This is a genomic window from Arthrobacter sp. ISL-69 (assembly GCF_018613775.1).
Lineage (GTDB): Bacteria > Actinomycetota > Actinomycetes > Actinomycetales > Micrococcaceae > Arthrobacter.
Genome location: NZ_JAGGPO010000011.1, coordinates 228,818 through 251,591, shown reverse-complemented (window position 1 = coordinate 251,591; position 22,774 = coordinate 228,818). Strand labels below are relative to the sequence as shown.

The following is a 22,774-nucleotide window of genomic DNA, read 5'->3' as shown; positions in this document are numbered from 1 at the left end:
TCCGTCAGGTGTGTCTGGGAGAGCCGCTGGATTCGCGGGGAATGAGTGTTGGCATGGCCGGGCGTATGTGGGGTTCCTTGCCTGGGTTGACGATGAGATCGATGGCGGTGCCGGCGATCTGGTCGAGGGGGACACGAACGGAGGACAGGGGGTGGGGAGCCTCGCCGAGAGCGGTATGTCGTTGTAGCCGACCAGCGCAAGGTCTGCTCCGACGGTAATGCGGCCTCGGTGAGCGGCTGCCATGATCCCCATGGCAATGTTGTCATTGGCGGCGAACGCGGCGGTCGTGGATACTTGCTTCTTCCATTGCCCGGCGGGCGCCGGCGAGGCGGGCGATGCCCGTAGAAGTGAAGGCGGGGCCGGTGACGACCGCGATGTCGAGGTGGCCCAGGTCAATGAGGTGGTGGACGGCCAGGTAGCCGCCAATTTCATCGTCCCCGAGCGCCGATGGGCTCTCGCCGTCGGTGCGCAGCACGAGGGCGTGGGCCACGCCGCGTTTCCGCAGCAGCCGGGGGAGTTCGTCGTCGAGCCGGGCCGTGGCCAAGATGAGGCCGTCGACATTTCGGTCGAGGAGTGTTTCCGCGGCCCGGCGTTCGTCGCCGGGGTCGTCGCCGCTGGTGGCGACCATGGCGAAGTAGCCGCGCGCTGCTGCGGCGCGCTCAAGTTCCTCGAACATCAATGCCATCACCGTGTCGCTCAGGCGTGGCACGAGCACTCCGAGCGTGCGCGTTTCGCCCCTGCGCAGGTCCATCAAGGACCACCTGGGCAAATGGGTGGGCGTCCTGGCCGGATTCTTCGTCTTTGGCATCACGCTGATGTTCTCCGTCGGCAACGCCGTCGGCTCCGGCCTGGGCCTGTCCCTGGTCTTCGGCAGTTCCCCCGTTCTGTGGACCGTGGTCTGCACGGCCGCCGTCGGGTTCGTCCTGACCTTCCGCAACGTCTACGGCATCGTGGAGAAAGCCCTGCTGGCCATCGTCGTCCTCATGGGCATCGCCTTCATCGCCAGTACCGTCGTTGCCCAACCCGACTGGTACCGGTCCATGGAAGGCATCGTCCCGACGCTTCCGCCCGGGAGCGAGATCCTCATCGTGGCACTCGTCGGAACCAACTTCTCCATCAACGCCGCCTTCTACACGTCCTACGGCATCAAGGAAAACCGCCGCACCCGCGCCGACTACCGCGACATCATTCTTGTCGACACCATCCCCGGCATCATGACAGCACTGGTCATTATGGTGTCCGCCGCCGTCCTCGGCCAGGCAGGAGGGGAAGCCACCTCCATCGGCGCCCTCGCCTCGATCTTCGCGCCGCTGGCAGGACCTGTCGGCTCGATGCTGTTCGCTCTGGGTCTCTCGGGCGCGGCATTTTCGTCCATGATCGCCAACGCCACCGCCGGCGGCACCATGCTTTCCGACGCCCTTGGCCGCGGTGCCAAGGCAGGATCACCCACCGCCCGCATTTTCACAGGAGTCATCCTGGCCTTCGGACTGGTCATCACCATCTCCTTCCAGGCCTCACCCGTGGGACTCATCGTCATCGCCCAATCCCTCACCGTGCTCATCGCACCCCTCCTGGGCGTCCTGATGTTCATCATGAGCAACAAGGCGGCAGTTATGGGAGGCCTCCGCAACAAGTGGTGGCACAACCTCTTCGCCGCCATCGGCCTCATCGCGATCATCGCCTCATCCCTCCGGCTCATCAGCACCCTCCTCGGCTGAGGACTGGAGACCACCAGCCAAAAATCAGGCAGCGCCCTCGCCCAACAGGCGAGGGCGCTGCCCTGGCGTTCCGACCGGCCGCACATAGTGCATGGGCAGAGACCCGAAGCCGGGCAGCCGACCGTTGTCAGTCGCAGTGGAGAGGCCTAGACTCAGCCCACAACCCCTATCGGGGAGAACTCCAGAACCCTTCAATCATCCGATGTTCTGGGCGTGCGGAATGGTTCGTGTTCTGGGCACAAGCAGAACGGGAGTCAGCCATGACCAAGTACTTTTTCCAAGCAAACTATGTGGGCCAGGGAATCAAAGGCCTGATGCAAGAGGGCGGGTCCAAGCGTCGGGACGCGGTCGTTAAAGCCCTGGATTCCGTTGGCGGTTCACTGGAATGCTTCTACTACGCGTTCGGCGAGACGGACGTTCTGGGGGTCTTCGAGATTCCAGATCAGCCCAGTGCTGTGGCACTTTCCCTGATGATCAATTCCACCGGCGCCGTGAACCTGCACCTCACGCCGCTCATGACGCCTGAGGATATTGACGCAGCAGTGGGCAAGACACCCTCCTACCGCGCGCCCGGCCAGTAGCGGGGCAGGACGAATTCGAACCGGCTGCTGGCGCACCGGTCTCATACGGTCTAGAGGAGTGGGTGCCCCGGCTGGTTCGGGGATAAGACGCCGTCGTCGTCGACATCGACCGCAGGAAGTTCACCGGAACCGGCGGCGACGCGCCATTCGTCCACCTGGGCTGAGTCGGTCAGGATTCGGATAGGGACCTGACGCACGATGCGAGAAGGTCCCGCAATTGCTGTTGTTGAGTGAAGTTGAGCCCCCGACCCATTTGAGCCTCCACGGACCTGGCAGCGGCACTGGCGGCCTGCAGTCGCTCCCGGCCCAGGGGCGTGAGCTGGACGGGAAGGGTCCGGCCGGTGGAGGGCTTATCAGGCCGGGAGACGAGTCGATCCCGTTCGAGTGACTGCAGGAGGACGTTCATCGACTGTCGGGATACGAAGGCGCCGCGGGCCAGGTCGGAGTTGGAGAGACCGGGTCGCTGGGCGAGGAGCTCAAGGCATGCGTACTGCGGCACCGTCATCCCCAGCGGACGCAGCGCAGCATCCATCTCGGCCCGCAGCACATTGTGCGCCTGTTTGAGGAGGTAGCCCAGGGACGTATCCAGGTCCACTCCAACGCCATCTTGACTCATGTCAATATTCTGACATACGTTGATGCATGTCAATGTACTGACATAACGAGGAGGCACTTCCATGGCTGCTATTGGTCCCGATTTCATTTCCCTGCAGGTGCGCGATTTGGAGCGCTCGGCGGCATTCTACGAACGGCACTTAGGGCTTGCGCGATCCAAGGCCGGCCCGCCGCACGCTGTCGTCTTCGACACGCACCCTGTTTCGTTCGCGGTGCGCGAACCGGTACCGGGAACCAGCTTCGACACAGTCCCCCAGCCGGGAGAAGGCGTTGCGCTCTGGCTCCGTGCGACGGACGCCCAGCAGCTTCATGATGCTCTTGCCGCGATCGGTACGCCTATCACCTCGGCGCCGTTCGACGGGCCCTTCGGGCGCACATTCACCTTCGCCGATCCGGACGGGTACAGGATCACGATCCATGACGCCGTCTAGATGTAACCGTCCCGATGGCTTGTGGACGACCAGAAAGGCCCCCTCGCTGAGGGGGCGTTTCTCGTCCGTTGCCGGAATCTTGCCGAAGGCGGGCTCAGATCCACTTTGGTGCGGCGGGAACCGCACCATTTTGGACTGCTGCGCTGGGCCCGGTGGCGGCGACGCCTCGGGTGCCGCGGCCTGCGGCCCATTCGACGACGGCGGCCAGCGGGCCGGTTACCACGGTGGGGGAGTCCGACGTCGGGTCCCCGAACGTGAGGTCGGTGCCCGTCACCTTGATGAGAAGTCCCTTATCGGTGCCGCGAGTGTGCCAGGCGCCGGTGATGTCGTTCAGGAGCCGTTCCAGTACGGGTGCGGGGATGTCGCTGAAGGTGGCGCCGTTGGCGAGGTCGACGGCGTGGATCCAGACTTCGCGGGTGCGCATCCAGACGGTTTCCTCGGCCGGGACGGCCCGGCCCTGGGCCGTTTTGACCTGGTGGTGCCAGGCCTCGGCCGGGAGGTCGCGCCATTCGACGTTCAGGTGCACCGCGGAGTGGTCGAACAGGTGCCGCAGCGCGATCGGAGACAGCGTGGCGCCGAAGTTGATTTCGTGATCCCGGGCCTCGGTGGAGGCGTACATGGGTGTCTCCACCCCGGTGGCCGCCCACTCAACCAGCCGCGCGATGGCGCGGGCGTTGTAGCCGATGTGTGCCGTGAGGTGGCGGCGGGTCCAGCCCGGCAGCAGCGAATCGCCGTCGAGCTGGGCATCGGTGAGTTCGTTGAGCTTGCGGGCGAAGAACGCCGTGCCCCGGCGCGCCTGCAGCAGGGCCTCCAGGAGCGCCGGGTCCGTGGTCCGGTCGGTGCGGGCGACCATCAGGCTTCCTTGATGACGCGGTTCTTCAGCTGGCCCAGGCCCTCGATGGTGGTGACCAGGAGCTGGCCTTCCTGCAGGTAGCGCTTGGGGTCCTGGGCGTGGCCCACCCCTCCCGGGGTGCCGGTGGCGATGACGTCGCCCGGGTTCAGCGTGATGATGGTGGAAATGTAGGAGACCAGGAACTCGGGCGTGAAGACGACGTCATTGGTGGGCGTCTGCTGCTGGATCTCACCGTCCACCGCGGTGGTCATGAGGCCGCCGCTGAACTCGTCCCTGGTGACCAGGGCGGGCCCGAACGGGGTGGACTTCTCCCAGGTCTTGCCCTGGAGCCACTGGACGGTGCGGAACTGGTAGTCGCGCATGGACACGTCGTTGAGGACGGCGTACCCGGCGATGTGCCCGGCGGCGTCCGCTTCGCTGATCCGGCGGCCCTTCTTGCCGATCACGACGGCGAGTTCGGACTCCCAGTCGACCGTATCGGATTCCTGCGGCAGGGCCAGGTCATCGTTCGGGCCGATCAGGGATTCCTGGTACTTGGCGAACAGGGTGGGGTGCTCCGGGACTTCCCGGCCCATTTCCTTGATGTGGTTGCGGTAGTTGTGGCCCACGCAGATGATCTTCCCCGGGAAGGGCACGACGGCGGCGAGGTCCGCGCCGTCGAGCGGGTGCGTGGCGCCGTTCGCGGCCTTCGCGGTTCCCTCCCAGTCCGGGGTGCGCAGGAGTTCGCCGACGTCGGCGAAGCCGTCGATTTCGGTCAGGGTGGTCCCGTCCTGACGGACAGCCTTGGTGCGGTTTTCAGTGCGGAGGGTGAGGAGTTTCATTACTTGTTGCGTCCTTCGGTGTAGGTGCGGCTGAAGTTCAGCCGTTCGAAAATGGGGGCGTCACTGAAGCGGAAGAGATCGAATTCGGACTCTGCCTGCAGGGACCATTCCTGCCAGGAGGGGACGACGAAGAGGTCGCCCTTGGCCAGGGTCCTGGTCTCGCCGTTCAGGACCACCGTGCCGGAGCCTTCGAAGACCTGCCAGACGCTGGAGCCGACCTCCCGGACCGCTTCGGTGGCGGCACCGGGCCGGAGCCGGTGGAATTCGGCGCGGATGGTGGGCATCACGTCCCCGCCCGTGGTCGGGTTCGTGTACCGGACCGCGGCGTGGCCCTGGGACACGGTGGCCGGGTGGCCCTCGTCCTCGAGCAGCAGCTGCTCGGCCAGGGCCAGGTTGGTGTGTTCCCAGCGGTACGCGGCGATCGGGGAGCTGGTGGTGTCATCCATGCCCGAGAGCGGGCGCAGGCCCGGGTGGGCCCAGAGCCGCTCGGAGCGGGAGATGTCCGGGGTGGCCTCGTCCGTGACGCGTTCGGTGCCGAACTCGAAGAAGCCGGCGTCGGCGTAATGCACGAACGGGATGTCCAGTCCGTCGATCCAGGCCATCGGCTCATCGGTGTCGTTGTGGTGGCCGTGGAAGTTCCAGCCCGGCGTCAGCAGGAAGTCCCCGCGGGACATCCGCACCGGGTCCCCGTTCACCACCGTCCAGACGCCCTCGCCCTCAACAACGAAACGGAACGCGTTCTGCGAGTGGCGGTGTTCCGGGGCGGTCTCACGGGCACCCAGGTACTGGATCGCCGCCCACAACGTCGGCGTGGCATACGGCGTACCGGCCAGGCCCGGGTTCGCCAGAGCGATCGCGCGGCGTTCCCCGCCACGGCCCACCGGAACCAGGTCACCGGCACGCGCGGCCAGCGGGTACAGATCGCTCCACCGCCACACATGCGGGACGGCCTTCGGAGACGGGACCATCGGCATCAGATCCGCGATCTCGGTCCACAAGGGGATCAGGTTCTCCCGGTCAAAATCCCGGTACAGCTCCTCCAGCTGGGCAGCTTCCTCCGGCGTCGGCTCCGGAGCAGCATGCCCCGCAGCCACTGATTCATGGGTCGTGTTCTCGGCGCTGATGGACACGTGGGCCTCCTCGGTAGGTCAGAACAGTTCTTTGGCGTAGTTCGACCCTACGGATGCAGCAGTGTGACCCCCAGCATATTCTGCTGGTCAGAATTGTTTGTTCGAGCCTGAAATATCGGGACCGAAGGAGGTTCAGTCCGGCTCCGCCGGGTTGGCCGCGATATCGATCTCCAGCTGCCGGCAGGTTTCGCGCAGGGCGCCGACGAGTCCGGCGTCGAACACCCTGCGGAACCGGGTCGCGGGAGTGGCTACGCTGAGCGCGCCGACGACGTGCCCGTGCCGGTTGTGCAGGGCGATGCCGAGGGCGCTCACGCCCTCCTCCGTGCCTTCAAAGTTGGCCGCGAAACCGTTGGAGCGGATGGACTCAAGCTCGCGCAGGAACGCCGGGTACTCCGCCGCGGGAATGGTGTCACCGCCAATTTCGGCATTGTTGCTGCGGAAGAGCTGCTCGATCATTGGGGGTTCCAGTTCGGCGAGCATGGCCTTGCCTCCGGAGGTCTTGTTGGCTGGCATAACGGTTCCCTGCCTGTCACCAACGCGCAACACGTTGCCACCTTCCACGGTGGCCAGGAACCGCACCTTCGTGCCCACCCGGACCATGAGGTTGACGGTCTCGTTGAGCTGCGCCGACAGCAGCTCCATGTGCGGCTGGGCGAGTGAGCGGAGCAGCCTGGTCCAGCTCAGCCCGGCCGGCCCCACCCCCATCGCCGGACCGGGCACATAGCGGCGGTTTTCATCCTGCACGGCGAAGCCCCGGTAGACCAGCATCGCCAGGAGTCGGTGGGCGGTGGACGGGGCCACGCCCAGCTCCCCGGCGGCGTCCTTGAGCCGCAGCGCACCATCGTCCCGGAGCAGCTGCAGGAGCTGCAGCGCGTTATCCACTGCCTCAATGGAATAGGTGGGCCGCTTCTGCACGGGCTTCCGGGACGACTTGGACGACGGGATGTTCTGCACATCAGAATTCTATGGCGCTTCAGCCGCCACCGCACTGACAGTAGTGGGATGAATCACACACTTCCCGCTGCAGCGCCGCACGGGTCCTTGCAGGGGGCTCCCGCCCCCACTGCCGCTAACGGGCCCGCATCGAGGTTCTCCAAAGGCTCGGCGGCGGCTGTCCTCGTCTGCTGGCTGCTGGTGGTCTTCGACGGCTACGACCTCATCGTCTACGGCACCGTCCAGTCCTCCCTGATCTCCGAGACCGGCTGGGGGCTGAGCAAGGCCACTGCCGGAACCATCGGATCCATGGCCTTCGCCGGCATGATGATCGGGGCGATCTTTGCCGGCCGGATGGCCGACTCCTGGGGCCGCCGCCGCATCATCCTGGGCTGCGCCGTCATTTTCTCGATCTTCACCATCCTTTGCGCCTTCGCTCCCAACGCCGCCGTCTTCGGCGCCCTGCGGCTCCTCGCCGGCATCGGGCTCGGCGGTCTGGTGCCGTCAGCTAACGCCCTCGTTGCCGAGCTGGTGCCCGCCAAATGGCGGTCCACCGTTGCCACCCTGATGATGTCCGGCGTCCCGATCGGCGGATCCATCGCTGCGCTCGTCGGCATTCAGATGATCCCCGCCTTCGGCTGGGAGTCAATGTTCCTGGTGGCCGTACTTGCCCTGGTGGTCGTGGTGCCGCTCGGACTGAGATACCTTCCGGAGACGCTGGCCCCAGTCAGCGGCGGCCGCCCGGTCAGGGAACCGTCCGGCTTCAGTTCGCTGCTCCGCGCCCCGTACCTGGGGGTCAGCGTGCTGTTCGCCGTGGCGACGATTGCCACCCTCTTCGCCTGGTACGGGCTGGGCACCTGGCTGCCCAACCTCATGCAGCTGGCCGGCTACAACCTGGGCTCCGCCCTGACCTTCGCCCTGGCCCTCAACCTCGGGGCGGTGGCCGGCTCGGTCATCACGGCCTGGGCGGGCACCCGCTTCGGTCCGATTCCGACGGCGATCGCCGCCGCCGCCGTCGCCGCCGGAGCGCTCGTGGTCCTCGTGACCGGGCCGCCCGTCGGCGTCGTCTACTTCATGCTGGTCCTCGCCGGCGTGGGAACGCACGGCACGCAGTGCCTCATCATCGCCGCCGTCGCGAGCCACTATCCCGGCCACCTGCGCGGAACCGCGCTGGGCTGGGCCTTGGGGACGGGCCGCATCGGCGCCGTCGCCGCACCCCAGGTAGGCGGCCTCCTGCTGGCCGCCGGACTGGGCGTCAGTTCCAATTTCCTGGCCTTCGCCGGTGCAGCCGCCATCGCCGCTGTCCTGCTGGCCGCCGTCGGCCTCAAACTCAAGTCGAAACTCTCAACCCCACCCTCATCCTCACCAACAGGAGCAAGCAATGTCTGAGCACGCCACGTCCACCGATGTCCTCGTCATCGGAGGGGGAATGGCCGGACTGGCCGGAGCCCTCGCGCTGCGCGAAAACGGCGCCAACGTCACCCTCGTGGAACGGGCCCCCGAATTCGGCGAGGTCGGCGCGGGGCTGCAGATGGCCCCGAACGCGTCCCGCGTCCTGCGTCGATGGGGCCTGCTGGAAAAGGCGCTGGAAATCGGTGTCCAGCCCAAGCACCTGGTGTTCCGCGATGCCGTCACCGGCGAGGAACTCACCCGGCAGTCCCTTGGGGGGGAATTCGCCGGACGCTACGGTGCGCCGTACGTCGTGATCCACCGCAGCGACCTGCACCGGGTCCTCCTCGAAGGCTGTGAAGCGGCGGGGGTCAAGCTTGTCAACGACGTCATGGTCGAGAGCGTTGAAACCGTGAACGGACGCGGCGTGGCCCACACCGCCGCCGGCGTGGACTATGAGGCCGACGTCGTGATCGGTGCCGACGGACTCAAGTCCACCCTGCGTCCGCTCGTGGCCAGTGACGAGCCGGTCTCGTCGGCCTACGTTGCCTACCGCGGCACCGTGCCGATCACCGAAAATACGCCGAAGGCCGATCTGGAGGACGTCATCGTCTACCTCGGACCGGACTGCCACCTGGTGCAGTATCCGCTGCGCAAGGGCGAACTGCTCAACACTGTGGCCGTCTTCAAGTCCCCTTCCTTCGCGCGCGGCGAAGAGCAGTACGGGGGAGTGGACGAGCTCGAGGCTGCGTACAAAGACTGTGTCCCGGCCGTCCAGGAAGCGCTGAAAAACCTGGGCACCGGCATGCGCTGGCCCATGTACGACCGCGACCCGATCGAAAACTGGATCGCCGGCCGGATGGTGCTGATGGGCGACGCTGCGCATCCGATGCTCCAGTACCTCGCCCAGGGCGCCTGCCAGGCCCTCGAGGACGCAGCCGTGCTGCAGGACGCCAGTAACGGCACCGTGTTCACCCCCGACGGCGTCAAACCGGAGGGATGGGACGACGCCATCCGGGAATTCAACATCCTCCGCGCCGGCCGCACCGCCCGGGTGCAGCGCACCGCGCGGGTCTGGGGAGAGTCCTGGCACGTCTCGGGCCTGGCACGGACGCTGCGCAACGTGCTCTTCAAGAGCCGGAAGGACAACGACTTCCAGTACAACGACTGGCTGTACGGCCAGGAGGGCGACGGCGTGCCCGCCATTGATCCGGCTTCCGTCAGGCTGGCGGACCGGATTTCTGCCTGATCCTGCGGCCCCGGCGACCTCGCACAGAGGCCCTCGGGGGCGCCTGCACCCTAGTCCAGGTTTTCCTTGAGCAGGGCGCGGTGTTCGACGGCGGCCTCGTCGTGAAGGGCGCGGCCGGCGTCGGTAAGCTCCAGGAACAGTGAGCGCCGGTCATCTTCGCAGGAGCGGCGGGCGATGAGGCCGGCTTTCTCAAGCCTGTCCACCACCTTGGACATGGCGCTCTGGGTCATGGGGGTGCGCTCACCGAGCTGCTTCATCCGGCATGCCGCGTCCGTGCTGTCGGCCACCAGGTCCAGAATTTCAAACTCGGTCAGGCCAATGCTGAACCGCGCCTCCAGGGCACGGTCGATTGCGCCTGCGGTGCGGAAATACGTGTTCTGGATGCTGCGCCATTGCTCAACCAGCTGCTGGTCCTGCGGTGTTGCCATGCAGCGATTCTAGTTCATGACGAATTAAAAGTCCACGTCATAATATTCCTTGTCATTCAATGACGCGTCATATAAGTTGTTGCCATGACTTCAACTTCCACCCTTGAAAGAGCTGCCGGAGACCGGCTTGCACCTGTGCAATGGACCCGTGCGCAATGGATGCTCCTCCTGGTTCTGTGCACCGTTCTGGCACTCGACGCACTGGACGTATCAATGGTCGGTGTGGCGCTGCCCTCGATCGGCGCCGAACTCCACCTCGGAACCGAATCCCTCCAATGGATCGTCTCCGCCTACGTGCTCGGCTACGGCAGCCTGCTGCTGCTGGGCGGGCGGATGGCTGACCTGCTCGGCCGGCGGCGGATCTTCCTTATCGCGCTCAGCGTCTTCGCTGCAGCCTCCCTGCTTGGCGGTCTGGTGGACGACCCCGCCCTCCTCATTGCCACCCGTTTCGTCAAGGGGCTGGCCGCCGCGTTCACGGCTCCCGCCGGCTTCTCGATCATTACTACCAACTTCGCGGAAGGCCGCGAACGCAACCGGGCCGTGTCCATCTTTACGACGTTTGGCGCCAGCGGCTTCTCCCTCGGCCTGGTCGTGGGAGGCCTCATGACTGCCCTGAGCTGGCGCTGGACCTTCCTGGTCTCGGTGCCTGTGGCAGTCGCCGTCGTGATCCTTGGCCTGAAGTACATCCCCAGGGACGCTGCTGCCGGCAAGGCCGCAGGCGGGGAACAGGACAGCGGACACGACGTCTGGGGCGCCGTCACCCTCGCGGCCGGCATGCTGGGGCTGGTCTACACGCTGGTTTCGGCACCTGGGAACGGCTGGGGATCTGTGGCAACTATCGCCGGATTCGTGGCCTCCGCAGCGGTGCTGGCAGCGTTCGCCGTGATCGAAAACCGTGTCAAACACCCGCTGATCCGGTTCAGCATCCTCAAGGAAGGCTGGGTGGCCCGGGCCAACCTCAGTGCCGTGGGGCTGTTCGGCTCGTATCTGAGCTTCCAATTCATCCTGACGCTCTACCTGCAGTCCGTCCTGGGATGGAGCCCGCTCGGCATGGCCCTGGCGCTGCTCCCGACTGGCCTGCTGGTGGCCTCGAGCGCACCCTTCGCGGACCGGCTCATCGACAGGTTTGGTGCTCCGCGGCTGATCCTGACGGGACTGGCGTCGTTGACGCTCGGCTACGTGCTGTTCCTTCGCGTGGGCACCTCGCCCAGTTACGTGACGGACATTCTGCCGTCCGTCCTGCTGCTGGGCGTCGGTTTCGCCCTGGCCTTCCCGTCCATCAACGTCCAGGCCACGGCAGGCATCCGGAACGCCGAGCAAGGACTGGCGGCAGGCCTGATCCAGACCAGTACGCAAGTGGGTGCCGCCCTGGTGCTGGCCGTCACGACGGCGATGGTCAGCGGTCACGGCAATGCGTCGGACCCGGGTGCCGCCGTGGATGCGGCAGCGATGCTGGAACAGTACCGCCCGGGTTTGATCCTGAGCGCAGCGGTGGCGGTGACCGCCCTCGTGATTGCCGCGGCACCGTCACGCCGGCGGAAGCCGGCGCCAACAGGCAGTTGAGCTGCCGGCCAGCCAGGACCCACACGAGTCCTGGCTGGCGCGGGCTGATTCGCGGCCGGTGCTTCGGATTCCTCTGGGCCGCTAGTCCAGGGGAAAGGTGATGGACACCATGGTGCCTTTGCCGGGGGCGGAATCAATCGAGATGGTACCGCCGGCTTCGTGGACCGCCATGGTCATGAGGCACACGCCGTACCCATGATTCCTGCCCCCAAGGAGTTGGCTTTGGAAGCCGACGCCGTTGTCCGTGATGGTGAGCCGGACACCGTGGTACACGGCGGACAGCCGGAGGGTCAGTTCGGTGGCCTGGGAGTATTTGTATGCGTTGGTGAGTGTTTCCTGCGCGGCCTGATAGAGCAGCAGAGCGCAGGCTGCCGGTATCTCGACGCCATGGTGCGGGGTCTCCCAGCGCACAAATACCCCGTTCTGGCGCAGGGGAATGGTCAGCCTGTCCATGCAGCCGGCGAGTCCCAAGGTGTGGAAGTCACTGGCTATGTCACCCGTAATGACGCCGGCGGCGGTACGTTCGTCCAGAGCTGCTGCTTGACTCACGGCTTTCCCTGCTTCCTTGCATCCCTTGCTGAGCATCCGCACACTTGGTCTGGCTGGATCGGTGCGACTGGATCAAGTCTGAGATCCAAGCATCAAGGAGTTCCGGCAGTTATCCGCAGTTCTCGTGCAGACTTCCGGCAGAATTAAGGCCAACAGCGCCCAGGTCCGGCAGAGTGTCGAACCCCGCCACTGTCGGGGCCCTGCCGTAAACTCGCCCGGTGGCAGATTCAAGCATCGTCGGCAGTGCAGACACGGTGGTGATCCCGGTTTTGGAAGGTCAGACCTGCATTGGCGAGCTGCTTCTGGACTTCAATGACGTGTTGGGAATGACCCCGCGCGAGTGGGGCCCGCCTGACGCCGACGGCTCCGCCGCCGGCCAGCTGCGCCTTTTCTGAGCGCACTAATCACGGCTGGGCCGTACCCCTGCGCCAACACGGCTGCGCCGTCAAGGCTGCAGCGGCAGGAACAGGACGGTGTAGATTCCCAGCGCCGCGAGGATGACCACGCTGGCGGCGACGGCCGCCGTCGCCCTGATGTTCGGCGGCATGGCTTCCCGGGTGATTCCCCGGACGGCCCGGTGGAACCGCCGCTTTTGGGTGAGGTTGATGGCCAGGGCAGCAATTATGGCGCCACCGACGAGAGTTCCGACGAACCAGCCGTGATGCGGCAGCCACCGCAGGAAGACTGCCGCAGCCACGAGCAGCGCCATGGTGGTGCGCCTCCAGGCCAGATCCGTGCGTTCCGGCTGAAGGCCGGAATCGCCGTGCCGGTCGGCGTCGTGCCGGGCAGTCATGCTCAGGCGGGCCGGGCGATGACGAACACCACCATGATGGCGGCGACGAGGGCACCGCCGATGGCCAGGACCGGGGCGATAAGGGGCAACGGCAGCGGTGTTTTTGACCGCATGGCACGTTCCACGTTGAGCCACCGGAAGAAGGAGCCGCCGCCGATCACGAGCGCCAGGACCAGCAGCAGCACTGCAATAGTCTTGCGCAGTTCGGGTCCGAGGAGGTCGGCCATAAACGCCTCGACGGCGACGCCGCCGGCAAGCAAGGCCAGCGACGTGCGGATCCACGCAAGGAAGGTGCGTTCGTTCGCCAGGGTGAACCTCGGATCGGGCTCGGTGCCGCCGCGGAGGATCCGGGACGTGAAACGGTTCCTCGCTTCCGGCTCGCCGCTGTTCGAATCTTCTGTCAACGTAGTCCTTCCGTGCACAGCTAGTTTGCCGGTGCTGCCCCCTATTGCCTACCACGTTTCCGCGCTCCGGTCAGGTGGGACCCGGCCGGCGCTTCCCCAGGAAGCCACGGCTAAGGGGTCCCGGGTTTCCTCCGACAGTTGGGTAGCGTTGTGCGGCGTGGGCACCGGACGGAAAGTTTTGGGCATTGTGGCTTTGTGGTCCGCCGTCGTCGTCAGCGTGTTGACGATCGCGACGGCGGCAGCGGCGGAGCCGTGCCCCGCCGGCCAGGTTCCGGTTGGCGGAGGCGGTGTTTGCGTCCCGCTGAGCCCGTTGCTCCCTCGCCCGACGACGCCGGCACCGTCGCCCACAAAGGCGCCGACGGCGGCGCCCTCGCTCACGGAAACCTCGACGCCGGCCCCCGCCCCGGGCCAGCCCGGCCCGAGCGATACTGCCGTGGAGGTCATGCCAACGGCGCCCGGAACCCAAACGCCTGAAAACAGTGACAGCGATCCGGGAACCGCGGGCGCCGGGGGAGCCGCGCCGTCGTCGTCCGCATCTCCTGCGGTGACGGCGTCGCGGGTCCCCGGCTCATCAGCTGGCGCCTCCCCGGGCGGCCCGGCGGCGGGCATGGCCGCACGGCAACAAGCGTCGCCCGGGAGAACGATGACGATGGCCGGATACCTGCTGGCGTTCGGCGGGGTCATGCTCCTGACGTCATCGGGCGTCGGAATACTGCGGCAGCGCCCCGGAGCTTGTTAGGCTGCGGGCGTCCTAGGCTGCGCCGGACCAGTGCAGCGCAGCCGCGGCCCGCCGTGCCGTCGCATGGATGCGGAAGGCATCCACTGTTGTACGCTGCGGTTCGCAGGCCGGAAGGACAGGGACTGCCAGCGCGGCTGCTGGTACCGGTACCGGAATGCCGGCCGGAGCCGACCCGCCGGCCGAGCAAAGGTCGTTAATCAGCCCCATGCCCGCACATTCGCGGACCGCCTCGATGCCCGCCACTGCCGCCGCCTTCTCGCGAAACGCAGCCGACACAGCCAGTTCTGTTCCGTCAGGGGCGGTGAGCCGGAACCGGTACTGGGCCTCTGCGTCAACGTAAACTTCAAACTTGCCGGCCATAACTAATCCTTCCGGTCGGCGGAGCCTGTCCCCCGGCGGCTTCGCCGCGCACAGGCCGAACGCATCTCTGCGAACATCTTCCGCTGGTCTGGTCGAACGATCAGAATTGATCGGTTCATCAAGTGCTTCAAGTCTGTCGTGGTCCCTTGTACCCTCACAAGACCGATCAAGTTAAGCCCACGTAAAATGCATGCGACGGAATGCCATACCGGGATCCGTCCAATGCGCAGAGGAGCTCGTCATGACCAAACTGTCAGATCGATCCAACACCGCCTTGATGGTGATCGACGTGCAGAACGGCGTTGTGGCCGACGTGCACCAGCGCGATGAGGTGGTGGCCAACATCGCCAGGCTCGTGGAAAAGGCCCGCGATGAAGGAGTGCCGATCGTCTGGGTCCAGCACTCGGACGAGCAGCTGAAGAAGGGGAGCGAAGCCTGGGAATACGTCCCGGAACTGAAACGCCGTGAACCGGAACCGCTGGTGCACAAGTCGTTCGCGGACTCCTTCGAGGACACCGACCTCGAAGAGGTGCTGGCAGGCGCCGGAATCGGACGCCTGGTTGTGGCCGGCGCGCAGACGGACGAATGCATCCGGTCCACGATCCACGGGGCCTTTGTCCGCGGCTACGACGTGACGCTCGTTGGTGACGCGCATACCACCGAGGACCAGAGTGAGTGGGGCGCTCCGCCGCCGGACAAGGTCATCGCGCATACGAACCTCTATTGGAAGTACCACACGGCTCCGGGGCGGACTGCTGCGGTTGAGGACACAAAGGACGTGACTTTCGCGGGCTGAGGCGGGCAACCTGGCCCCACGGACGCGGGCCACCGGCCGGATTGGCAGAATAGGAACCGGAAACAGGCCTCAAGAGGGGGCTTCGGGACTGGGTTGGGTGGAGCTGTGGTGGAAGTTGACGTCGTTGTGGTCGGCGGAGGGGCGATGGGATCTGCTGCCGCGTGGCAGCTTTCCCGCCGCGGCCGGTCTGTTGTCCTTCTGGAGCAGTTCGAGCAAGGGCACCACATCGGCGCTTCCCATGGTGCGACCCGCAATTTCAACATGGCGTACGCGGAGGCCGACTACCTCGACCTGGTTGCCGAGGCCAAGGATCTCTGGGACGAGCTCGCCGTCGAATCGGGCAGGCAACTCCTGGACCTCGTGGGCCTGGTGAATCACGGCAACGTTAGCCGGCTGCAGGACGTCCGCTCGGCGCACGCCGAGCGGGGCATCGAAAGCCATTTCATTCCGGCGTCGGAGGCGGCCAACCGCTGGCAGGGCATGAACTTCCGGGGCGACGTCCTGGTGGTTCCCGGCTCGGGGCGTGTCCGCGCCGCCGAGGCCCTGGTGGCGCTGCGCCAGGCCGCGGAGGCAGACGGCGCGCGCTTCGAGTATTCGACGCCGGTCCGTGACATCCGCGTCGCCGGCGACGACCGTGCCGTCGTCGTGACGGACGCAGCCGAGATCACCGCGCGCCGCGTTGTGGTCACCGCCGGTGCCTGGACCGGCAAGCTTGTAGGAAACCTGGTCAGTCTTCCACAGCTCGTGGTGACCCAGGAGCAACCCGCGCATTTCACGCCGCTGGACGACTCGCTGGTCTGGCCGAGCTTCAACCACAACCCCGACCCGGACGATCCCCGGGACTCCTACTGGTACAGCCCGGTTTACGGAATGCTCACTCCGGGCGAGGGGATCAAGGCCGGCTGGCACGGCGTGGGGCCGGTGACCGACCCCGACGCCCGCAGCTTCACGCCCGAACCAGTCCAGCTGGAGGCGCTGGCGCGGTACGTCCGCGAGTGGCTCCCGGGCGTTGATCCCGCATCGGCCGTTCCGATCAGCTGCACGTACACCAGCACCGCCAACGAGGACTTTGTGCTGGACCGCTTTGGCCCGGTTGTCGTCGGCGCCGGCTTCTCCGGGCACGGTTTCAAGTTCACTCCGGCAGTGGGCCGGGTGCTTGCGGACCTGGCCGACGGCGGTGCTGCACCGGCCCGCTTCACAGCCCGCCGTTAAGGCCTGGCCACCGGTCAGCAGGCCGGAATCCGCTGCAGAGGGTACCGTTGGATGACATGTGCAACGGTCGACTGGTTCTCTGCGTCCTCGCGGTGCTGTCCGTCGTCGCCGCCGGTATTATGGCCTTGGCGGTGCCCGCAAGCGCTGAGCCGTGTCCTGACAAACAGGTTCCGGCTGCCGCTGGAGGGTTCTGCGTGAAAGGCGGCCCGCCTTCCCCGGCGCCCACATCTTCGGCGTCTTCCCCGGCTGAACCGGACAGCCCCGGACCCGGGCAGGGCGGAGCACGTCCCGCCGAAACCAGGCCCGTTGTCACCGGTTCCGACGTGGAAAGCGTGCCGTCCCAGGGAGCCGTGACCGGCCAGGGATCGTCGCCGACACTAGCAACATCCGCCGGAGCGCAGCCAACCGCAGCCCTGGCTACCCCGCCGGCGATGACGCCTTCGCCGCTGTCCCGGTCCGCCCGGACGTTGGCAGCGGCACCTCCGGGTTCCAGCAGGGCTGAGCAGGGGACCGTCCCCGTGGCCGGATACCTGATTGCCATCGGCGGCGGGATGCTGCTGCTCTCCTCAGTTTTCGGTTTCATGAGGATCCGCCCCGGTGCCCAGGCCCGGTCATGATGTCCGCAAGTGCCGTGGACGACCTGACGGGGATCGCCGGCTTCGCTGCGCGCGGCATCGACGCAATGGGCGAGTGGGGTGTGGGACTCCTTACGCTTGCCGAAACCATCATTCCGCCCATCCCGAGCGAGGTGATCCTGCCGCTGGCCGGGTTTCTCACCAAGCAGGGGACCATGAGCCTGGGCCTCGTGTTTGTCGCGAGCACGCTCGGCGCGTACGCCGGTGCATTGCTGCTGTACTGGCTCGGTGCCAGGCTGGGCCTGGAACGCGCAATCAGTGGACTGTCCAGGCTTCCCTTGATGGACCGCGAGGACTTCGAAAAGGCTGCGGACTGGTTTCAGCGCCACGGCAAGTCGGCGGTGTTCTTCGGCAGGTTCTTCCCGGGGGTGCGCAGCCTGATTTCCGTCCCCGCCGGTGCGGGGAGGATGAACCTGGCCACCTTCAGCGTGTTCACGATTGCCGGCAGCGGGCTGTGGAACGGCGTGCTCATCGGTCTCGGCGTTCTCCTCGGGGCCCAGTACAGGCTGATTGAGGAGTACTCCAAATATTTCAACTACGCCGTCTATGCCGCGATTGCGGCCACCGTCGCGTGGTTGTCGGTCAGGGCGTACCGGCGGCAGCGGGAGCGCGTCGGCCAGAACGGGCGCTAGGACAGACGGCTGCGGCCCGGGTTGGACCAATAGGCCAACCCGGGTCGCACGATACTGCGCGCGTATTCGCTGGACTGCTAGTGGGCGGCTGAACGTGCCGGCTGGCCTTCGGCGCCTGCGGCCGGTTCGCCCGCGATGATGGCATCCACTTCAGCCTTTTCCTTGGCGCCCCAGGTTTCGCGGGTGTTCAGCACGCCGATCAGGCCGATGACACCCACCAGGACGTACAGCGAGGCTCCGCCTGCCCACCCGAAGGCTGAGGCGAGGAGTACCGCCAGGAAGGGCGCGAATCCGGAGATGGAGGCTGCAACCTGGTACCCGATGGAGGCACCGGACGTCCTGGTGTTCGTCCGGAACAACTCCGCGAACCAGGCACCCTGCGTGCCGGTAAACGTGGCGTGGATGACGCCGATGCCGATCACGAACGCCAGGACGATCAGGAACGGGTTGCCCGTGTTGCTGAGAAGGAACATCGGGAAGCCGAAGACAATGACGGCGATGGTTCCGCCGAGGTAGAGCTTGCGGCGGCCGATGCGGTCGGTGAGCGCACCGGCGATCAGTGTGACCGGGATGGCGAGAAGGCTGGCGATCACAATACCGGTAAGGCCGATGGCCCGGTCGTCGGGGTTGTTCTTCGTGATGTAGGACAGCAGGTAAGTGGCCGTGACGTAGTACGCGCAGCTCTCCACGATCCGCAGTGAGATCACCCGAAGGATGTTCCGCCAGTCATTCTTGATCACGGTGGTCAGCGGGTTCTTGACGATCGCGCCCATGGCCTTGGTGTGTTCGAACTCGGGGGATTCCTCAAGCTTCATCCGGACAACCAGGCCGACGACAATCAGGATGGAGCTGGCGAGGAACGGCAGGCGCCAGGCCCAGTCGGTCTGCAGGGAAGCGGAGAGCAGGAACGCGGCGTTGGCCAGGGTGATGCCCAGCGGGTTGCCCGCCTGCGGGATGGCGGCGAAGCGGCCGCGCTTCTTCCACGGTGCGTGCTCGAACGTCATCATGACGGCGCCGCCCCATTCAGCACCGAAGGCGAGGCCCTGGATCATCCGGATGATAACCAGCAAGATGGGTGCGGCGATGCCGACCTGCGCGTACGTGGGGAGGCAGCCGATCAGGACGGTGGCGATGCCCATGGTCAGCAGCGCACCGACGAGCACCGGCTTGCGGCCGTACTTGTCGCCGAGATAGCCGCCGACGGCTCCGCCGATGGGCCGCATCAGGAAGCCCACCGCCAGGGTGGCGAAGGCCAGAAGCGTACCGACCACGGGGTCGGTGTTGGGGAAGAAGACCTTGCCGAAGTACAGGGCTGCGGCCGTGCCGTAGGCAACGAAGTCGTAGTTTTCCACGCAGGTGCCGGCGGCCGAAGCCATGGCGGTCTTGATTTTTCCGGGTGACCCGTGGGCGGCCTGGCGCGGCCGGTCCGTGATGTGTGCCGTCATGTTCTATATCTCCTTTGATATTGCTGGATAGCCCGGTCGGTATGCTGAAAGCCGGTTGTATTTTTTGTGCAACGCCGGCCGAGTCAGATTTCGGCGGACAGTTCCCTGGCCCCTTGGAGCTCCATTTCGCGCAGCTTCCGGACCCGCCGAATGGTGTCCTCGTCGTTGTCGAATTTGGCGCTGAGGAATGATTCGAGGACTTCCTTCGCCGTGGCCCTGCCGATCAGCCAGGCACCCATGGCTATTGTGTTCGCGTCGTCGTGTTCCACGCTCTGGTGCGCGGAGTAGATGTCGTGGCCCAGGGCGCAGCGGATGCCTGGGATCTTGTTGGCGGCCATAACGGCGCCGACGCCGGTCCCGCAGACCAGCACCGCCCGCTCAGCCTCGCCGGACCTGACGAGATCGCAGGTGGCGCGGGTAATGTCCGGGAAATCGACCGGCGCCTCGCTGGGCGCGCCGCAGTCGATGACCTCATGGCCGAGGTCCTCCAGAACGGACTGGACAAACGCCTTCAGGGGGAAGCCGGCGTGATCGTTTCCGAGTGCGATTTTCATGGGTCTCCTTAGTTCGGAACAACGAGGCTGGGCAATGCGGGGGAGGGCGCGAACGCCGGTAGTTCCCGCCGCCATGGAATCGATTCCATGGCGCCGAGGCGCGTGACGGCGAGAGCCGAAGCGCGAGTAGCGTGAATCATGGCGGCAGGCAGCTCGCCAGGGCTGCCGGCCAAGGACGAGGCGAGGTAGCCCACGAACGTGTCGCCGGCACCGGTTGTGTCCTTGGCGGCCACGTTCGCGGCCGGCACGTGCGCAAGATTGCCGTCTAGGGCGGTGAAGGAACCTTCCGCGCCGGCGGTGCAGACGATGTCGGGCCCGAGGACAGGCGGGAGCGTCCGGACCAGTTCCCGGTGGCTCCCGGGCATCCCCGCGAGGCCGGCCAGGACCTGGATTTCCTGTTCGTTCACTACGAGGAGATCGACGTCGTCGAGCAGGCCGTCGAGCTGCCGGGGGGCTGGGGCAGCGTTGAGGATGACGAACGCCCCGCGGCTCTTCGCGGTCCGTGCGGCCTGCCGGACCAGTGCCGTCGAAATCTCCAACTGCAGGATCAGCACATCACCGACCTGCATGGCGGCGAGTCCCCCCTCGACGTCGACGGCGGTGAGGCAGGAGTTCGCGCCCGGACTGACGATGATTTGGTTTTCGCCCTGGTCGTCGATTGCGATGAGCGCCGTTCCCGTGGCGGCGGTGCCAACGATCCGCACGTGGCGGGCATCGATGTTGGCCCCGGACAGGACCTCAAGAATCCGCCGGCCATGGGCGTCGTCGCCGACAGCGCCGGTAAATCTCACTGCGGCGCCAGCCCGGGCGGCCGCGACAGCCTGGTTGCCGCCCTTACCGCCGGGGCTGTATGTTGCGTCCGAGCCCCGGACGGTCTCGCCTGCGCGGGGCAGGGAGTGGACGCGGATATTCTGGTCGATGTTGAGGCTTCCGACCACAAAAACCGTGCTCATTGGACCTGCTCCTTCGGTGGTGTGGAACGGTGCCCCAAGCCGCAAAACAGAGGGGCGGACTGGAGGGGTGCTGCTGTCACGGCTGCCCCATGCTGGGATCCGGCGTGCCCGATGATGCGCGGACAATCAGTTCGCTCGGGAGGACAACCGATTCCGGTTTTTGCCCGTCGATGACCTTGAGGAGCAATCCGACCGCGGCGCGGCCCATGGCCTCCACATCGTGCGAGATGACGGTAAGCGGTGCATCAAGCAGGGAAAACCACTCGATGTCGTCGAACGCTATCAGGGCAATGTCCCGGCCAATGCGCAGTCCCTTCCGGTTCAAAGTCGCCAGCGCTCCGACGGCCATCGGGCTGTCAGCTGCCAGCAGCGCTGTGGGCGGCTGCGCGAGACCCAGCAGGTGATGCGCCCCGGCCGAGCCGCTGGCGGACTGGAAGTCCCCGAAATATGTCAGGGCGGGGTCGCTGCTGAGTCCGAAGTCCCGGGCTGCGCGCGAGAAGGATTTGAGCCGGTCCCGTCCTGTGGACGTAGTTTGGGGTCCGGCGATGTAGCCGACACGTTCGTGGCCCTGGCGAGCGAGATGCTCAACAGCCTGGCGAATGCCGGAGTCGCTGTCTGTCGTTACGCTCGGGACGTCGATGCCGTTAACCGTCCGGTCGACGAAGACCGTGGGGATGCCCCGTTCCAGCAAAGCGTGGAGGCTAGAGCTCCCTTCGCCCTGCGGTGCGGCGATCACGCCGTCCACACGCTGCGAGATAAAGGTTTCCAAATAGCGGTCTTGTTGCGGAATGCTCTCGTTGGCATTACCCAGCAGGGTGACAAGCCCCTCCGCCAAGGCGGCCTGCTCGGCGGCGTGCGCCAGATCGGCAAAGAACGGGTTGCGGACGTCAGAAACGAGGAGCCCGATGACGTTGGTTCTTGTTGATCGGAGTGCCCGCGCCTGGGCGTTGGGGTGAAAGTCCAACTGGGTCACGGCGGCCGCCACCTTCTGGCGGGATTCCGCCGAAGTGGCTGGGTTTCCGGACAACACCCTGGACGCTGTGGCGGGGGATACGCCGGCAAGTGCCGCCACGTCCTTGATGGTGATGGATGGTCCAGTCAATTCTCCGCCTCGCTCACTCGATCTCGTGGAACCGATTCCATGGAATCGGTTCCACGATTATGTGACGGGAATTACAGGGTGTCAACTGTGCGCGGTTCGCGTGACGCGGCACGCCCTAAAATGAGGCCCGGCCACTCCTGCCGCCCTACTCCCCGTGGACTTCGGCCTGCTTTTCCTCGGAGCGGTCCAGGTATGCCAGCAGCAGCCCGGCGGCGCGCTCCAGCTCGCCGGCTTCCAGGGCCGCGCAGATCTCCTCGTTGTCCTTGAGGTAGCCGCCGTAAAAGTGTGCGTCCATTGTGGCCTTGTGGAAGAACAGCCGCATCTCGGCCAGGACCTGGGACATGATGGTGTTCAGCCGGCGGCTCCCCGCCAGGGCAACGATCGCCTTGTGGAAGTGCTGGTTTGCCGTGCCCAGCCCTTCGTCGTCGTTGCCGGCGGCCGCAACCTTGCCTTCTTCCACCGCCGCCCGGACGGCGGCCACAGCCTCGGGGCTGCCCCCGCCGCGGATGGCGCTGACTTCGATCACCCGGCGAACGGTGTAGACATCGTGGATATCGCCGGCTTCCAGGCTGGCCACAAATACCCCGCGGTTCGGGTGCCGGACCACCAGCCGTTCACTGGCGAGCTCGGCAAAAGCCTCGCGGACCGTGTTGCGCGAAACACCCAGATCCTCGGCGATCGTGGATTCGGTCAGTCGCGCGCCCGGCAGCAGGACCCCTTCAGCCAGCTGCAGCCGGAGCTCATCAGCCACCCGGTCGGCCACTGACGGCACGGCTACGCGCAGCCTCGCTGCTGCGGGGGACGTGCCTCGGATGGGAGCTGCTGAAGTGGCCATACTCCAGAATTTACACGATCGTCACATCGTTGAATCGAAGGATTGTTGAACAAT

The 22,774-nt window shown here is 66.1% G+C and carries 27 protein-coding genes and 1 pseudogene; 11 read left to right on the top strand and 17 right to left on the bottom strand.

Going from position 1 to position 22,774, the window contains the following annotated elements:
• Window positions 1-4: 4 nt before the first annotated feature.
• Window positions 5-745 (bottom strand): annotated as a pseudogene (locus J7I79_RS07795) (substrate-binding domain-containing protein); the annotation flags it as partial.
• On the opposite strand from J7I79_RS07795, the gene J7I79_RS07790 reads away from it, so the two are divergent.
• Window positions 690-1,718: an NRAMP family divalent metal transporter gene (locus J7I79_RS07790; protein WP_396020174.1), complete on the top strand. Its 1,029-nt coding sequence runs from the start codon at window positions 690-692 to the stop codon at window positions 1,716-1,718. The pseudogene J7I79_RS07795 and the gene J7I79_RS07790 sit on opposite strands and share 56 nt — an antisense overlap.
• Before the next feature lie 260 nt (window positions 1,719-1,978).
• Window positions 1,979-2,299, top strand: a complete 321-nt coding sequence (locus J7I79_RS07785; protein WP_214951989.1) for a GYD domain-containing protein — start codon at window positions 1,979-1,981, stop codon at window positions 2,297-2,299.
• A 169-nt stretch (window positions 2,300-2,468) separates the two neighbouring features.
• On the opposite strand, the gene J7I79_RS07780 is transcribed toward J7I79_RS07785, so the two are convergent.
• On the bottom strand, window positions 2,469-2,915 hold the full coding sequence (locus J7I79_RS07780) for a MarR family winged helix-turn-helix transcriptional regulator (protein WP_214951986.1): 447 nt from the start codon (window positions 2,913-2,915) through the stop codon (window positions 2,469-2,471).
• A 61-nt stretch (window positions 2,916-2,976) separates the two neighbouring features.
• On the opposite strand from J7I79_RS07780, the gene J7I79_RS07775 reads away from it, so the two are divergent.
• Window positions 2,977-3,345 carry a VOC family protein gene (locus J7I79_RS07775; RefSeq protein WP_214951984.1) on the top strand — a complete coding sequence of 123 codons (369 nt, stop codon included), beginning with the start codon at window positions 2,977-2,979 and terminating at the stop codon, window positions 3,343-3,345.
• Between the two features lie 94 nt (window positions 3,346-3,439).
• Here J7I79_RS07775 and J7I79_RS07770 read toward each other — a convergent pair whose 3' ends face one another.
• From J7I79_RS07770 to J7I79_RS24760, 4 genes are all read right to left on the bottom strand, one after another.
• The gene (locus J7I79_RS07770) at window positions 3,440-4,198 is read right to left on the bottom strand and encodes a maleylpyruvate isomerase family mycothiol-dependent enzyme (RefSeq protein ID WP_214951982.1); all 759 of its coding nucleotides are present in this window, start codon (window positions 4,196-4,198) and stop codon (window positions 3,440-3,442) included.
• Complete coding sequence (locus tag J7I79_RS07765; RefSeq protein WP_214951980.1) at window positions 4,198-5,019, bottom strand: fumarylacetoacetate hydrolase family protein; 822 nt, start codon at window positions 5,017-5,019, stop codon at window positions 4,198-4,200. The genes J7I79_RS07770 and J7I79_RS07765 overlap by 1 nt, the downstream gene beginning before the upstream one ends.
• Complete coding sequence (locus J7I79_RS07760) at window positions 5,019-6,149, bottom strand: cupin domain-containing protein (protein WP_214951978.1); 1,131 nt, start codon at window positions 6,147-6,149, stop codon at window positions 5,019-5,021. The genes J7I79_RS07765 and J7I79_RS07760 overlap by 1 nt, the downstream gene beginning before the upstream one ends.
• Before the next feature lie 132 nt (window positions 6,150-6,281).
• On the bottom strand, window positions 6,282-7,103 hold the full coding sequence (locus tag J7I79_RS24760; RefSeq protein ID WP_214951976.1) for an IclR family transcriptional regulator: 822 nt from the start codon (window positions 7,101-7,103) through the stop codon (window positions 6,282-6,284).
• 48 nt (window positions 7,104-7,151) lie between these two features.
• Between J7I79_RS24760 and J7I79_RS07750 the strand changes: the two genes are divergently transcribed.
• Both J7I79_RS07750 and J7I79_RS07745 read left to right on the top strand, forming a co-directional pair.
• Complete coding sequence (locus J7I79_RS07750; RefSeq protein ID WP_214951974.1) at window positions 7,152-8,471, top strand: aromatic acid/H+ symport family MFS transporter; 1,320 nt, start codon at window positions 7,152-7,154, stop codon at window positions 8,469-8,471.
• On the top strand, window positions 8,464-9,720 hold the full coding sequence (locus tag J7I79_RS07745) for an FAD-dependent oxidoreductase (protein WP_214951972.1): 1,257 nt from the start codon (window positions 8,464-8,466) through the stop codon (window positions 9,718-9,720). Before J7I79_RS07750 ends, J7I79_RS07745 begins: the two co-directional genes overlap by 8 nt.
• A gap of 50 nt (window positions 9,721-9,770) precedes the next feature.
• On the opposite strand, the gene J7I79_RS07740 is transcribed toward J7I79_RS07745, so the two are convergent.
• A complete protein-coding gene (locus tag J7I79_RS07740; protein WP_214951970.1) occupies window positions 9,771-10,148 on the bottom strand; it encodes a MarR family winged helix-turn-helix transcriptional regulator in 378 nt (125 codons plus the stop codon).
• A gap of 84 nt (window positions 10,149-10,232) precedes the next feature.
• On the opposite strand from J7I79_RS07740, the gene J7I79_RS07735 reads away from it, so the two are divergent.
• Entirely contained in the window at window positions 10,233-11,711 is a 1,479-nt protein-coding gene (locus J7I79_RS07735; RefSeq protein ID WP_214951968.1) for an MFS transporter, read from the top strand.
• An 81-nt stretch (window positions 11,712-11,792) separates the two neighbouring features.
• Here J7I79_RS07735 and J7I79_RS07730 read toward each other — a convergent pair whose 3' ends face one another.
• Window positions 11,793-12,260: an ATP-binding protein gene (locus J7I79_RS07730; protein WP_311380540.1), complete on the bottom strand. Its 468-nt coding sequence runs from the start codon at window positions 12,258-12,260 to the stop codon at window positions 11,793-11,795.
• Window positions 12,261-12,478: 218 nt separating this feature from the next.
• Here J7I79_RS07730 and J7I79_RS07725 point away from each other — a divergent pair, with 218 nt between their 5' ends.
• Window positions 12,479-12,655: a hypothetical protein gene (locus J7I79_RS07725; protein ID WP_214951964.1), complete on the top strand. Its 177-nt coding sequence runs from the start codon at window positions 12,479-12,481 to the stop codon at window positions 12,653-12,655.
• 50 nt (window positions 12,656-12,705) lie between these two features.
• Here the strand turns inward: J7I79_RS07725 and J7I79_RS07720 are convergent, their stop codons facing one another.
• From J7I79_RS07720 to J7I79_RS07705, 4 genes are all read right to left on the bottom strand, one after another.
• A complete protein-coding gene (locus tag J7I79_RS07720; protein WP_214951962.1) occupies window positions 12,706-13,053 on the bottom strand; it encodes a DUF202 domain-containing protein in 348 nt (115 codons plus the stop codon).
• A gap of 2 nt (window positions 13,054-13,055) precedes the next feature.
• Window positions 13,056-13,457: a YidH family protein gene (locus J7I79_RS07715; protein WP_214951960.1), complete on the bottom strand. Its 402-nt coding sequence runs from the start codon at window positions 13,455-13,457 to the stop codon at window positions 13,056-13,058.
• Between the two features lie 48 nt (window positions 13,458-13,505).
• Complete coding sequence (locus J7I79_RS07710; protein ID WP_214951958.1) at window positions 13,506-14,141, bottom strand: hypothetical protein; 636 nt, start codon at window positions 14,139-14,141, stop codon at window positions 13,506-13,508.
• 67 nt (window positions 14,142-14,208) lie between these two features.
• The gene (locus J7I79_RS07705) at window positions 14,209-14,556 is read right to left on the bottom strand and encodes a DUF1508 domain-containing protein (protein WP_214951956.1); all 348 of its coding nucleotides are present in this window, start codon (window positions 14,554-14,556) and stop codon (window positions 14,209-14,211) included.
• 241 nt (window positions 14,557-14,797) lie between these two features.
• Here J7I79_RS07705 and J7I79_RS07700 point away from each other — a divergent pair, with 241 nt between their 5' ends.
• The 4 genes from J7I79_RS07700 (at window position 14,798) to J7I79_RS07685 (ending at window position 17,831) form a co-directional block, all read left to right on the top strand.
• Window positions 14,798-15,352 (top strand): cysteine hydrolase family protein, encoded by a 555-nt coding sequence (locus J7I79_RS07700; protein ID WP_214951954.1) that lies wholly within the window; start codon window positions 14,798-14,800, stop codon window positions 15,350-15,352.
• A gap of 108 nt (window positions 15,353-15,460) precedes the next feature.
• Window positions 15,461-16,564 (top strand): FAD-dependent oxidoreductase, encoded by a 1,104-nt coding sequence (locus J7I79_RS07695; RefSeq protein WP_214951952.1) that lies wholly within the window; start codon window positions 15,461-15,463, stop codon window positions 16,562-16,564.
• A gap of 194 nt (window positions 16,565-16,758) precedes the next feature.
• On the top strand, window positions 16,759-17,181 hold the full coding sequence (locus J7I79_RS07690; protein WP_214951950.1) for a hypothetical protein: 423 nt from the start codon (window positions 16,759-16,761) through the stop codon (window positions 17,179-17,181).
• Window positions 17,178-17,831 (top strand): DedA family protein, encoded by a 654-nt coding sequence (locus tag J7I79_RS07685; protein WP_214951948.1) that lies wholly within the window; start codon window positions 17,178-17,180, stop codon window positions 17,829-17,831. The genes J7I79_RS07690 and J7I79_RS07685 overlap by 4 nt, the downstream gene beginning before the upstream one ends.
• A gap of 77 nt (window positions 17,832-17,908) precedes the next feature.
• Here the strand turns inward: J7I79_RS07685 and J7I79_RS07680 are convergent, their stop codons facing one another.
• The 5 genes from J7I79_RS07680 to J7I79_RS07660 all read right to left on the bottom strand — a co-directional run bounded on the left by J7I79_RS07680 (window position 17,909) and on the right by J7I79_RS07660 (window position 22,720).
• Window positions 17,909-19,276: an MFS transporter gene (locus tag J7I79_RS07680; RefSeq protein WP_214951946.1), complete on the bottom strand. Its 1,368-nt coding sequence runs from the start codon at window positions 19,274-19,276 to the stop codon at window positions 17,909-17,911.
• Between the two features lie 83 nt (window positions 19,277-19,359).
• On the bottom strand, window positions 19,360-19,830 hold the full coding sequence (locus J7I79_RS07675) for an RpiB/LacA/LacB family sugar-phosphate isomerase (RefSeq protein WP_214951943.1): 471 nt from the start codon (window positions 19,828-19,830) through the stop codon (window positions 19,360-19,362).
• An 8-nt stretch (window positions 19,831-19,838) separates the two neighbouring features.
• Window positions 19,839-20,783 (bottom strand): ribokinase, encoded by a 945-nt coding sequence (locus tag J7I79_RS07670; RefSeq protein ID WP_214951941.1) that lies wholly within the window; start codon window positions 20,781-20,783, stop codon window positions 19,839-19,841.
• A gap of 76 nt (window positions 20,784-20,859) precedes the next feature.
• Window positions 20,860-21,885, bottom strand: coding sequence for a LacI family DNA-binding transcriptional regulator (locus tag J7I79_RS07665; protein ID WP_214951939.1), 1,026 nt, complete (start codon window positions 21,883-21,885; stop codon window positions 20,860-20,862).
• A 145-nt stretch (window positions 21,886-22,030) separates the two neighbouring features.
• The gene (locus tag J7I79_RS07660; protein ID WP_214951937.1) at window positions 22,031-22,720 is read right to left on the bottom strand and encodes a GntR family transcriptional regulator; all 690 of its coding nucleotides are present in this window, start codon (window positions 22,718-22,720) and stop codon (window positions 22,031-22,033) included.
• Window positions 22,721-22,774 lie beyond the last annotated feature (54 nt).

Coding starts and splice junctions, on each gene's coding strand:
- J7I79_RS07785 (WP_214951989.1), top strand. CDS start 1,979: ATGACCAAGTACTTTTTCCAAGCAAACTATGTGGGCCAGGGAATCAAA.
- J7I79_RS07780 (WP_214951986.1), bottom strand. CDS start 2,915: ATGAGTCAAGATGGCGTTGGAGTGGACCTGGATACGTCCCTGGGCTAC.
- J7I79_RS07775 (WP_214951984.1), top strand. CDS start 2,977: ATGGCTGCTATTGGTCCCGATTTCATTTCCCTGCAGGTGCGCGATTTG.
- J7I79_RS07770 (WP_214951982.1), bottom strand. CDS start 4,198: ATGGTCGCCCGCACCGACCGGACCACGGACCCGGCGCTCCTGGAGGCC.
- J7I79_RS07765 (WP_214951980.1), bottom strand. CDS start 5,019: ATGAAACTCCTCACCCTCCGCACTGAAAACCGCACCAAGGCTGTCCGT.
- J7I79_RS07750 (WP_214951974.1), top strand. CDS start 7,152: ATGAATCACACACTTCCCGCTGCAGCGCCGCACGGGTCCTTGCAGGGG.
- J7I79_RS07745 (WP_214951972.1), top strand. CDS start 8,464: ATGTCTGAGCACGCCACGTCCACCGATGTCCTCGTCATCGGAGGGGGA.
- J7I79_RS07740 (WP_214951970.1), bottom strand. CDS start 10,148: ATGGCAACACCGCAGGACCAGCAGCTGGTTGAGCAATGGCGCAGCATC.
- J7I79_RS07735 (WP_214951968.1), top strand. CDS start 10,233: ATGACTTCAACTTCCACCCTTGAAAGAGCTGCCGGAGACCGGCTTGCA.
- J7I79_RS07720 (WP_214951962.1), bottom strand. CDS start 13,053: ATGACTGCCCGGCACGACGCCGACCGGCACGGCGATTCCGGCCTTCAG.
- J7I79_RS07710 (WP_214951958.1), bottom strand. CDS start 14,141: ATGACCCCGCCGAACGCCAGCAGGTATCCGGCCATCGTCATCGTTCTC.
- J7I79_RS07705 (WP_214951956.1), bottom strand. CDS start 14,556: ATGGCCGGCAAGTTTGAAGTTTACGTTGACGCAGAGGCCCAGTACCGG.
- J7I79_RS07700 (WP_214951954.1), top strand. CDS start 14,798: ATGACCAAACTGTCAGATCGATCCAACACCGCCTTGATGGTGATCGAC.
- J7I79_RS07685 (WP_214951948.1), top strand. CDS start 17,178: ATGATGTCCGCAAGTGCCGTGGACGACCTGACGGGGATCGCCGGCTTC.
- J7I79_RS07680 (WP_214951946.1), bottom strand. CDS start 19,276: ATGACGGCACACATCACGGACCGGCCGCGCCAGGCCGCCCACGGGTCA.
- J7I79_RS07675 (WP_214951943.1), bottom strand. CDS start 19,830: ATGAAAATCGCACTCGGAAACGATCACGCCGGCTTCCCCCTGAAGGCG.
- J7I79_RS07670 (WP_214951941.1), bottom strand. CDS start 20,783: ATGAGCACGGTTTTTGTGGTCGGAAGCCTCAACATCGACCAGAATATC.
- J7I79_RS07660 (WP_214951937.1), bottom strand. CDS start 22,720: ATGGCCACTTCAGCAGCTCCCATCCGAGGCACGTCCCCCGCAGCAGCG.